The 9,017-nt window shown below is 74.6% G+C and carries 11 protein-coding genes and 1 pseudogene; all 12 read left to right on the plus strand.

The window, feature by feature from the left end; translation table 11 throughout:
* A pseudogene (locus GFJ45_RS13505) lies at nucleotides 1–617 on the plus strand (DAK2 domain-containing protein); the annotation flags it as partial.
* Between the two features lie 20 nt (nucleotides 618–637).
* Nucleotides 638–2,839 carry an ATP-dependent DNA helicase RecG gene (locus GFJ45_RS13510; RefSeq protein ID WP_228387036.1) on the plus strand — a complete coding sequence of 734 codons (2,202 nt, stop codon included), beginning with the start codon at nucleotides 638–640 and terminating at the stop codon, nucleotides 2,837–2,839.
* A complete protein-coding gene (gene rsmD / locus GFJ45_RS13515) occupies nucleotides 2,839–3,444 on the plus strand; it encodes a 16S rRNA (guanine(966)-N(2))-methyltransferase RsmD (protein ID WP_153398081.1) in 606 nt (201 codons plus the stop codon). Before GFJ45_RS13510 ends, rsmD begins: the two co-directional genes overlap by 1 nt.
* A complete protein-coding gene (locus GFJ45_RS13520; RefSeq protein ID WP_153398083.1) occupies nucleotides 3,441–3,980 on the plus strand; it encodes a hemerythrin domain-containing protein in 540 nt (179 codons plus the stop codon). The genes rsmD and GFJ45_RS13520 overlap by 4 nt, the downstream gene beginning before the upstream one ends.
* A gap of 13 nt (nucleotides 3,981–3,993) precedes the next feature.
* The gene (gene coaD, locus GFJ45_RS13525) at nucleotides 3,994–4,467 is read left to right on the plus strand and encodes a pantetheine-phosphate adenylyltransferase (RefSeq protein ID WP_153398085.1); all 474 of its coding nucleotides are present in this window, start codon (nucleotides 3,994–3,996) and stop codon (nucleotides 4,465–4,467) included.
* A gap of 158 nt (nucleotides 4,468–4,625) precedes the next feature.
* Nucleotides 4,626–5,204 (plus strand): YceD family protein, encoded by a 579-nt coding sequence (locus GFJ45_RS13530; protein WP_228387037.1) that lies wholly within the window; start codon nucleotides 4,626–4,628, stop codon nucleotides 5,202–5,204.
* Between the two features lies 1 nt (nucleotide 5,205).
* Nucleotides 5,206–5,400 (plus strand): 50S ribosomal protein L32, encoded by a 195-nt coding sequence (gene rpmF, locus GFJ45_RS13535; RefSeq protein WP_153398087.1) that lies wholly within the window; start codon nucleotides 5,206–5,208, stop codon nucleotides 5,398–5,400.
* Nucleotides 5,401–5,421: 21 nt separating this feature from the next.
* Nucleotides 5,422–6,186 carry a ribonuclease III gene (gene rnc, locus GFJ45_RS13540; protein ID WP_153398089.1) on the plus strand — a complete coding sequence of 255 codons (765 nt, stop codon included), beginning with the start codon at nucleotides 5,422–5,424 and terminating at the stop codon, nucleotides 6,184–6,186.
* A 1-nt stretch (nucleotide 6,187) separates the two neighbouring features.
* Nucleotides 6,188–7,105 carry a bifunctional DNA-formamidopyrimidine glycosylase/DNA-(apurinic or apyrimidinic site) lyase gene (gene mutM / locus GFJ45_RS13545; RefSeq protein ID WP_153398091.1) on the plus strand — a complete coding sequence of 306 codons (918 nt, stop codon included), beginning with the start codon at nucleotides 6,188–6,190 and terminating at the stop codon, nucleotides 7,103–7,105.
* Between the two features lie 32 nt (nucleotides 7,106–7,137).
* A complete protein-coding gene (locus tag GFJ45_RS13550; RefSeq protein WP_407670402.1) occupies nucleotides 7,138–7,464 on the plus strand; it encodes an acylphosphatase in 327 nt (108 codons plus the stop codon).
* A gap of 24 nt (nucleotides 7,465–7,488) precedes the next feature.
* Nucleotides 7,489–7,935 (plus strand): VOC family protein, encoded by a 447-nt coding sequence (locus GFJ45_RS13555; RefSeq protein WP_153398093.1) that lies wholly within the window; start codon nucleotides 7,489–7,491, stop codon nucleotides 7,933–7,935.
* Nucleotides 7,936–8,046: 111 nt separating this feature from the next.
* A partial coding sequence (locus GFJ45_RS13560; protein WP_153398095.1) for a chromosome segregation SMC family protein occupies nucleotides 8,047–9,017 on the plus strand: 971 nt, incomplete at its 3' end.

The raw sequence follows: 9,017 nt of genomic DNA on the forward strand, positions 1-9,017 counted from the left end.
CCGCCGCGGGCGCGGTCGTGGTCCGGTCCGTCCCGGGCGCCCGCGCCTCGACCGGCGAGCTGCTGGACGCGGTGCGCGCCACCGGGCGCGACCACGTGCTCCTGCTGCCCAACGACCCCGACACCGTGATGACCGCCGAGGCCGCCGCCGGAGCGGTGTCCGAGCACGCCGGGGTGCGCGTCCACGTGGTCCCCTCGCAGAGCCCGGTGCAGGCGCTCGCCGCGCTGGCACTGCTGGACGAGCGCCTCGCCCAGGACGCGGACGAGGCAGTGGCCGTGCTGCGCGAGGCGGTGCGGGCCACCCGTCGCGGGTCGGTCACCAGGGCGGTCCGCGACAGCGACACCCCTGCCGGGCCGTGCCGGGCCGGTGATGCCCTCGGGCTGGTCGACGGTCAGGTGGTCGTCGCCCACCCGGACCGGCTGCAGGCGGCCCGGGAGGTGCTGGCGAGCCTGGTCAGCGGTGACGTGGAGCTGCTCACGATCGTGGTGGGCGCCGAGGGGGACCGGGGCTCCCTCCGTCCGCTGCTGGCCGAGCTGGCCGACCGCGGCCACGGGCCAGAGGTGCACTGGGTGGACGGCGGCCAGCCCGGCTACCCGTGGCTGTTCGGGGCGGAGTAGTGGCGGTCACCCGGCTGCCCGTGGGGCTGGACACCCCGCTGCGCTCGATCGTGGGCCGGCTGGCGTCCTCGTTCACCGCCAAGCAGATCACCACCGCGCGCGAGCTGCTGGACTGGCTGCCCCGCCGCTACGTCGACCCCAAGCGGCCCACCGACTTCACCGAGCTGGCCGCCGGTGAGCAGGTGGTGGTGGTCGGCACCGTCCGGCACGCCGAGAGCCGCCGGATGCGGGGTGGCCGCCGGTCGATCTTCGAGGCGGTCCTGGTCGACGAGGCCGGGCACCGGCTGCTGCTGACGTTCTTCCGCCCCTACGGGCACCCCGGGAAGCTGGTCCCCGGGGCGCGGGTGGTGTGCGCGGGCAAGGTGGACCGGTACCGGCAGCACTGGCAGCTGGTCCACCCGGAGTACCACGTCCTCGGCGGGGAGGGCGACGACGGCCCGGTGGGCTACGGGGAGGGGCCGGTCGCGCTCTACCCCGAGATCCCGAAGGTCGGCCACATGAAGGTCGCCCAGGCGGTGGACCTGGTGCTGCACGCGATGGGCGACACCGTGCCCGACCCGGTGCCCGAGGAGGTGCGGCAGGCCCGGGACCTGCCGGGGCTGATGACGGCCTACCGGTTCGTGCACCAGCCACGGGACTGGGCCGAGAAGAACCTGGGATGGGAGCGGCTGGCCTGGCAGGAGGCGTTCGTCATCCAGGCCACGCTGGCCCGGCTGCGCCATTCGTCGGAGGCGGTGCCCGCGGTGCCGCGACCGCCGCGGGAGGGCGGCCTGGCGGAGGCCTTCCACGCGCAGCTGCCGTTCGCGCTCACTGACGGGCAGCAGCGGATCGTCGAGGAGGTGCGGCGGGACCTCGCTCGCGACCGCCCGATGCACCGGCTGCTGCAGGGCGAGGTCGGCTCCGGCAAGACGGTCGTCGCGCTGCTGGCGATGCTGGAGGTCGTCGACAACGGTGGGCAGGCGGCGCTGCTGGCGCCGACCGAGGTGCTCGCCGCCCAGCACCATCGCTCCATCACCGCGATGCTGGGGCCGCTGGCCGAGGCCGGGATGCTGGGCGGCGCCGACCGTGGCACCCGGGTGGCGCTGCTGACCGGCAGCCAGGGCGCGGCGCAGCGCCGGGCAGCGCTGCTGCAGGCTGCCAGCGGCGAGGCCGGGATCATCGTGGGGACCCACGCCCTCATCCAGGAGCAGGTGCAGCTGGCCGACCTGGGGCTGGTCGTCGTCGACGAGCAGCACCGGTTCGGGGTGGAGCAGCGCGACGCGCTGCGTGCCAAGGGAGCCGACGGGACCGTCCCGCACGTGCTCGTCATGACCGCCACCCCGATCCCGCGGACCGTGGCGATGACGGTCTACGGCGACATGGAGGTCTCCACGCTGCGCGAGCTGCCCGGCGGCCGGCAGCCGATCACCACGCACGTGGTGACTGCCGACCGGGCGCACTGGGTGTCCCGCACCTGGGAACGGGTCGCCGAGGAGGTCGCCGCCGGCGGGCAGGTCTACGTGGTGTGCCCACGGATCGGGGAGGAGGACGACCCCGACCTGCCGGAGGGGGACACCGTCGGCCCCGGGATGCCGGTCCCCGAGCCGCCCGAGGGGCAGGAGGGCCCGACCCTGCTGGGGGTGCACCAGGTGGCCCGCGCGCTGCGGTCGCTGCCGGCGACGCGGGCGCTGCGGATCGCGGCCGTGCACGGCCGGCAGCCGGCCGAGGACAAGGACGCGGTGATGCGTGACTTCGCCGCCGGGGCGGTGGACGTCCTGGTCGCCACCACCGTCATCGAGGTGGGCGTCGACGTGCCCAACGCCACCCAGATGGTGATCCTGGACGCCGACCGGTTCGGGATCTCCCAGCTGCACCAGCTGCGCGGGCGGGTGGGCCGCGGCAGCAAACCCGGGCTGTGCCTGCTGCTGACCCAGGGCACTGACGAGGACGCCCCCGAGCGGCTCCGCGCGGTCGCCTCGACCACCGACGGCTTCGAGCTGGCCCGGCTGGACCTGGAGCAGCGCCGGGAGGGCGACGTGCTGGGCGCCAGCCAGTCCGGTGGCCGCAGCGGGCTGCGCCACCTGCGGCTCACCAACCCGAGGCACGCGGAGTTCATCGCCCAGGCGCACGAGGACGCCTGGGCCGTCGTGCAGGCCGACCCGGACCTGGAGCAGCACCCGGCCCTGCTGGACGCGCTGTCCCGGCTGGACGCCGAGCGCGCCGCCTACCTGGAGCGCGGCTGATGACCCGGGTCGTGGCCGGCCGGCTCGGCGGGCGCCGGCTCGCCACGCCCCCGGGTGACAGCACCCGCCCGACCAGCGACCGGGTCCGGGAGGCGCTCTACTCGGGGGTGGAGGCGCTGCTGGACCTGCGCGGGGCCCACGTGCTGGACCTCTACTGCGGCTCCGGGGCCCTCGGCCTGGAGGCCGCCAGCCGCGGGGCGGCGCACGTGCTGCTCGTCGACGTCGCCCGCCGCGCGGTGCAGACGGCGCGGCGCAACGTGGCTGAGCTGGGCCTGGAGGGCGCTGCCGTGGTGGTGACCGAACGCGTGGAACGGCTGCTCGCCCACCGGCCGGAGCAGGTGCGGGGGGCGCTGGCGCCCTACGACCTGGTGCTGCTCGACCCGCCCTACGACACCGGGGAGGACCAGCTCGCGAGCGACCTGGACCTGCTGCTGGCCAGCGGCTGGCTCGCCGACGACCCGCTGCTGGTCGTGGAGCGCGGCGCGCGCTCGCCCGAGCCGACCTGGCCGGCCGGGCTGCGGCCGGTGCGCTCCCGCCGCTACGGGGAGACGGTCGTGCACCTCGCCGAGCGGGCCTACGGTGCCGATGACATCCTGCCGACATGATCGAGTACACCATTCCCCGTCCCGCCTCGGGCGACGTCGTCGACCTGATCCTGGATGACCACCGCTTCTTCGAGGAGCTGCTGCGCGACATGCGCGACGCCACCGCCGACCGGGCCGCCGCCCGGGCCGCCTTCGCCGCCGTGCTCATCGCCCACGGCGAGGCCGAGGAGACGGAGGTGTACCCGAAGCTGGTGACGAAGGACGCCATCGAGGAGGAGGACTCCGAGCACAGCGAGCACGAGCACGCCGAGGGCAACCAGGCGCTGCTGGACCTGCTGGAGTGCGCCGGCACCGAGACCCAGAAGTTCGACGACGCCGTCGAGACGATGGCCCAGACCCTCGGCCACCACATGACCGAGGAGGAGCAGAGCATCCTGAACCCGGCGCGCACCGAGGTGTCCGAGCAGACCCGGCAGCAGCTGGGCGCGGCGTTCCTGCGGGTGCGCACCCAGCAGCTGGACGCCGACTGCGGCAACATCGAGAACGTGCGCCGGATCGTCGAGCGCGACCGCAAGGAGGGCAAGCTCGAGGAGTGAGTAGGTTGGGGGCATGACCCGCCGATGCGTCTGCCCCGGCTCCTACGACCCGGTCACCCTCGGCCACCTCGACGTCATCCGTCGCGCCGCGAGCCTGTTCGACGAGGTGGTCGTGGCGATCCTGCACAACCCGGGCAAGCAGGGCACCTTCGGCGTGGCCGAGCGGGTCCGGCTGCTGCAGGAGTCGGTGCCGCCGGAGCTGCCGGTGCGGGTGCAGGACTTCGGGGCCCAGCTGCTGGTCGACATCTGCCGCGACGTCGGGGCGCAGGCCATCGTCAAGGGGCTGCGAGGCGGCACCGACTTCACCTACGAGCTGCCGATGGCGCTGATGAACCGGCACCTGTCCGGGATCGAGACCGTCTTCGTCCCCGGGGACCCCGCCCTCGGGCACGTCTCGAGCTCGCTGGTCAAGGAGGTCAGCCGCTACGGTGGCGACGTCACCGACCTGGTGACGCCACCGGTGCTGCGCGCGCTCCGCAGCCTGTGACCCGCCCCGGCAGGCCGCTGACCAGCGCGCTCGGGGGGCAGCGTCGCCACCGGCCGCCGCCGGCGGCGATTTGGGGCCGGGCGCGGCGCTCCGGTAGCCTTGTCGGTCGGCCTGCGTCCATCGGGACCGGCCGCCCCACCACCGCACGCGAGGACGTCATGGCTGCGCACGAGGACACCGGCTCCTGGGTGATCAACACCCGCGAGCTGGTCCGTCGTCCCGGTGCCATGCGCACCGTCGAGAAGACGATCGAGGCCCCGGAGGCCATCGGCACCGATGTGGTCGCCGTGCCCGCCGGCGCGCCGGTCGCGCTGCAGGTGCGGCTGGAGTCGGTGGTCGAGGGCGTGCTGGCCAGCGGATCGGTCTCGACCACCGCGACCGCGGAGTGCGTGCGCTGCCTGGACCCGGTGTCCGTCGACGTCGACGTCACCTTCCAGGAGCTGTTCGCCTATCCCGAGCGCGCCGCCCACCACCACGAGGTGGCCGAGGAGGACCAGGACGAGGTGCACGAGCTCGACGGGGACATCATGGACCTGGAGAGCGTGGTGCGGGATGCGGTGGTGCCGGCGCTACCGTTCCAACCGGTGTGCCGGGAGGACTGCCCGGGTTTGTGCTCCCAGTGCGGGGCGCGGCTCGAGGAGGACCCCGGGCACCAGCACGAGGTGATTGACCCCCGGTGGGCTGCCCTGGCCGACCTGGCCAGCCAGGTGGACACCGACGACGAGAAGAGGAACTGACGTGGCTGTCCCGAAGCGGAAGATGTCCCGCTCCAACACCCGCGCGCGCCGCTCGCAGTGGAAGGCCGCCCCGGTCGCGCTGTCGAGCTGCCCGCAGTGCAAGGCGCCGAAGCAGCCGCACATGGCGTGCCCGTCCTGCGGGACCTACGCCGGCCGCCACTACGCCGCGGCCGAGCGCACCGAGCACCAGGGCTGACCCGGGTCCGGGGCTGACGCGGTGACCTCCGCGAGCCGGCCGACGGACCAGGGCCAGGACACGACTGAGCAGCGTCCCGCCGCAGCACTGCAGGACTACCTCGAGCAGGTGGTCGGGCAGCGCTGCGACGAGGCGCTGCTGCGGCGTGCGCTGACCCACCGGTCCTACGCCTACGAGAACGGCAACCTGCCGCACAACGAGCGGCTGGAGTTCCTCGGCGACTCCGTCCTGGGGCTGGTGGTGACCGACGCGCTCTACGGCAGCCACCCCGACCTGCCCGAGGGGCAGCTGGCGAAGCTGCGCGCCGCCGTGGTGAACTCCCGCGCGCTGGCGGAGGTGGCCCGCGCCATCGGCCTGGGCGACTACGTGCTGCTGGGCCGGGGCGAGGAGGCCACCGGCGGCCGGGACAAGCCCTCGATCCTGGCCGACACCACCGAGGCCCTCATCGGGTGCGTCTACCTGTCGGTGGGGCTGGAGGCGGCCACCGTGCTGGTCCACCACCTGCTCGACCCCGTCATGGCCGCCAGCGCCGAGCTGGGCGCCGGGCTGGACTGGAAGACCAGCCTTCAGGAGGTGGTCGCCGAGGTGGGGCTGCCGGCCCCGGAGTACCTCGTGGAGGCCGAGGGTCCCGACCACGACAAGGTCTTCACCGCCCGCGCGATCGCCGGCAGCGAGGACCTCGGCACCGGGACCGGCCGCTCCAAGAAGGCCGCCGAGCAGCAGGCCGCCGCGCACGCCTGGCAACGGTTGCAGCAGGAGGACCGCGCCGTGCCCGAGGCCGACTGAGGTGCCCGAGCTCCCCGAGGTCGAGGTGGTGCGCCGGGGCCTGGCCGAACACGTCGTCGGCCGGACCCTCGAGCGGGCCGTGCTCACCGGGGCGCGCGTGGCTCGCCGCCACGACGCCGGGCCGGGCGACCTCGCCGCGCGGCTGGAGGGGGCCGAGGTGCTGGCGGCCGACCGCCGCGGCAAGTACCTCTGGCTGGTCCTCCAGCAGCCCGGGGACGACCCGCAGGCCCTGGTGATCCACCTCGGCATGAGCGGCCAGCTGCTGGTCGAACCCCCCGATGCGGCGCCCGAGCGCCACCTGCACGCGCGGTTCGACTTCGCCGACGACGGGCCGCAGCTGCGCTTCGTCGACCAGCGCACCTTCGGCGGGCTCGCGCTGACGTCGTTGCTGCCCGACCCGTACGGCCCCGACCCGGGCCGGGCCGCGGGGACCGCCCACCCCGACGGGGTTCCGGGGCCGGTCGCGCACATCGCCCCCGACCCGCTGGAGCCGGCGTTCGACGGGGACGCCCTCGCCGCCCGGCTGCGCCGGCGCCGGACCGCCGTCAAGCGCGCGCTGCTGGACCAGACCCTGGTCAGCGGGATCGGCAACATCTACGCCGACGAGGCGCTGTGGCGCGCCCAGGTCCACGGGCTGCGGCCGTGCGAGGCCCTCACCAGGCCGGCGCTGCGCCGGCTGCTGGACCACGCCGCGCAGGTGATGCGGGAGGCACTCGCCCAGGGCGGGACCAGCTTCGACGCGCTCTACGTCGACGTCAACGGCGCCAGCGGCTACTTCGAGCGCTCCCTGGACGTGTACGGACGCGCCGGCCTGCCGTGCCGCCGCTGCGGCAGCCCGCTGCGCCGGGAGTCCTTCACCAACCGGTCCTCCCACTACTGCCCCCGGTGCCAGCCGCGGCCACGCCGTCCGGCGGCCTGACGATGTCGGCGCCGCCTCGTAGAGTGAACGACGTGGAGAAGGAGCAGCAGCCGCCGGCGGGGGACGGCCCGGCTCCTCCGGTGCGCGCCGTCGCCCACGTGCGCGGCCGGGTGCAGGGGGTCGGCTTCCGGTGGTGGACCCGCGCCCGTGCCCTGGAGCTGGGGCTGGCCGGGCACGCCAGCAACCTCCCCGACGGCCGGGTGGAGGTCAGTGCCCAAGGACCGCGCGCGGACGTCGAGGCCCTGCTGGAGCTGCTACGGGAGCAGCCGACCAGCCACCGCCGGCCCGGCTCGGTGACCGGCGTCACCGTGCAGTGGCACCCGCCCCGCCCCACGGTCACCGGCTTCGTCGAGAAGTAGCGGCCCACCACGAGACGAGCGCCCGTGCCCACCCCCTTCCGGACCCAGCTCACCGTCGACTGCCAGGACGCCCACGCCCAGGCGGACTGGTGGGCCGAGACCCTCGGCTGGGTCGTCGAGCCCACCGACGAGGCGTTCGTGCAGAAGATGATCGACCGGGGCTACGCCACCGAGGCCGACACCCAGCGGCACCGCGGCCGGCTGGTCTGGCGGGGAGCGGCCGCCATCTGCCCCGAGGAGGAGCTCGGCTCGCGCACCCGCCGGCGGATCCTGTTCCAGGAGGTGCCCGAGCCCAAGACCGGCAAGAGCCGGGCGCACTGGGACGTCATCACCGACGGAGGCGACATCGACGCGCTGCGGGCCACGCTGGAGGCCCGCGGCGCGCGCTACCTGGCGACCCACAGCCAGGGGATCCACAGCTGGCACGTGATGGCCGACCCCGAGGGCCAGGAGTTCTGCATCAGCCCCTGAGCGGCGGCGCGGGTCCACCGCCCGGCGGGGCCCGCCGAGTACAGTGGCCGCCAGCCGACCACGCCCACCGGCAGCAGCCGACCGCCGTCGCCAGGAGCGGAGCAGCCCCACGTGTACGTCAAGAGCCTGACCCTCAAGGGGTTCAAGTCGTTCGCCTCGGCGACGACCCTGCGGCTCGAGCCGGGCATCACCTGCATCGTCGGCCCGAACGGCTCGGGCAAGTCCAACGTCGTCGACGCGCTCGCCTGGGTGATGGGCGAGCAGGGCGCCAAGAGCCTGCGCGGCGGGAAGATGGAGGACGTCATCTTCGCCGGCACGGCCGGCCGCCCGCCGCTGGGCCGGGCCGAGGTGACGATGACCATCGACAACAGCGACGGCGCGCTGCCGATCGACTACACCGAGGTCACCATCTCGCGGACCATGTTCCGTAGCGGCGGCTCGGAGTACGCGATCAACGGCACCGGCTGCCGGCTGCTCGACATCCAGGAGCTGCTCTCCGACTCCGGCATCGGCCGGGAGATGCACGTCATCGTGGGCCAGGGCCAGCTGGACCAGGTGCTGCGGGCGACACCGGAGGAGCGGCGGGGCTTCATCGAGGAGGCCGCGGGCGTCCTGAAGCACCGCAAGCGCAAGGAGAAGGCGCTGCGCAAGCTGGAGTCGATGGAGGGCAACCTCACCCGGCTCACCGACCTCACCACCGAGATCCGGCGCCAGCTCGGGCCGCTGGGCCGGCAGGCCGAGACCGCCCGGCAGGCCGCCGCCATCCAGGCCGAGGTGCGCGACGCCCGGCTGCGGCTGCTGGCCGACGACCTGGTGCAGCTGACCACGTCCCTGGAGCAGGAGATCGCCGACGAGCAGGCGCTGCTGGAGCGACGCGCCCACGCCGAGTCCCGGCTGCGGCAGGCCCAGCAGCAGGTCGCCGCCCTCGAGGAGGACGCGGCAGCGGCTCGCCCGGAGCTGGACGCGATCGACGAGCGCTGGTACGCGCTGTCCTCGCTGCTGGAACGGGTTCGCGCTCGGGGCGCTGGCCGCCGACGGGCTGCGGAGCCTCAGCGCGGCCTTCGGGACCGCCCTGCCCGACG

It is taken from the genome of Ornithinicoccus halotolerans, from assembly GCF_009602535.1.
Classification (GTDB): Bacteria; Actinomycetota; Actinomycetes; order Actinomycetales; family Dermatophilaceae; genus Ornithinicoccus; species Ornithinicoccus halotolerans.

What these genes read in the sequence shown, in the direction of transcription:
- GFJ45_RS13530 (WP_228387037.1), top strand. Translation starts at nt 4,626, where the DNA reads ATGGCTGCGCACGAGGACACCGGCTCCTGGGTGATCAACACCCGCGAG.
- coaD (WP_153398085.1), top strand. Translation starts at nt 3,994, where the DNA reads ATGACCCGCCGATGCGTCTGCCCCGGCTCCTACGACCCGGTCACCCTC.
- rsmD (WP_153398081.1), top strand. Translation starts at nt 2,839, where the DNA reads ATGACCCGGGTCGTGGCCGGCCGGCTCGGCGGGCGCCGGCTCGCCACG.
- GFJ45_RS13520 (WP_153398083.1), top strand. Translation starts at nt 3,441, where the DNA reads ATGATCGAGTACACCATTCCCCGTCCCGCCTCGGGCGACGTCGTCGAC.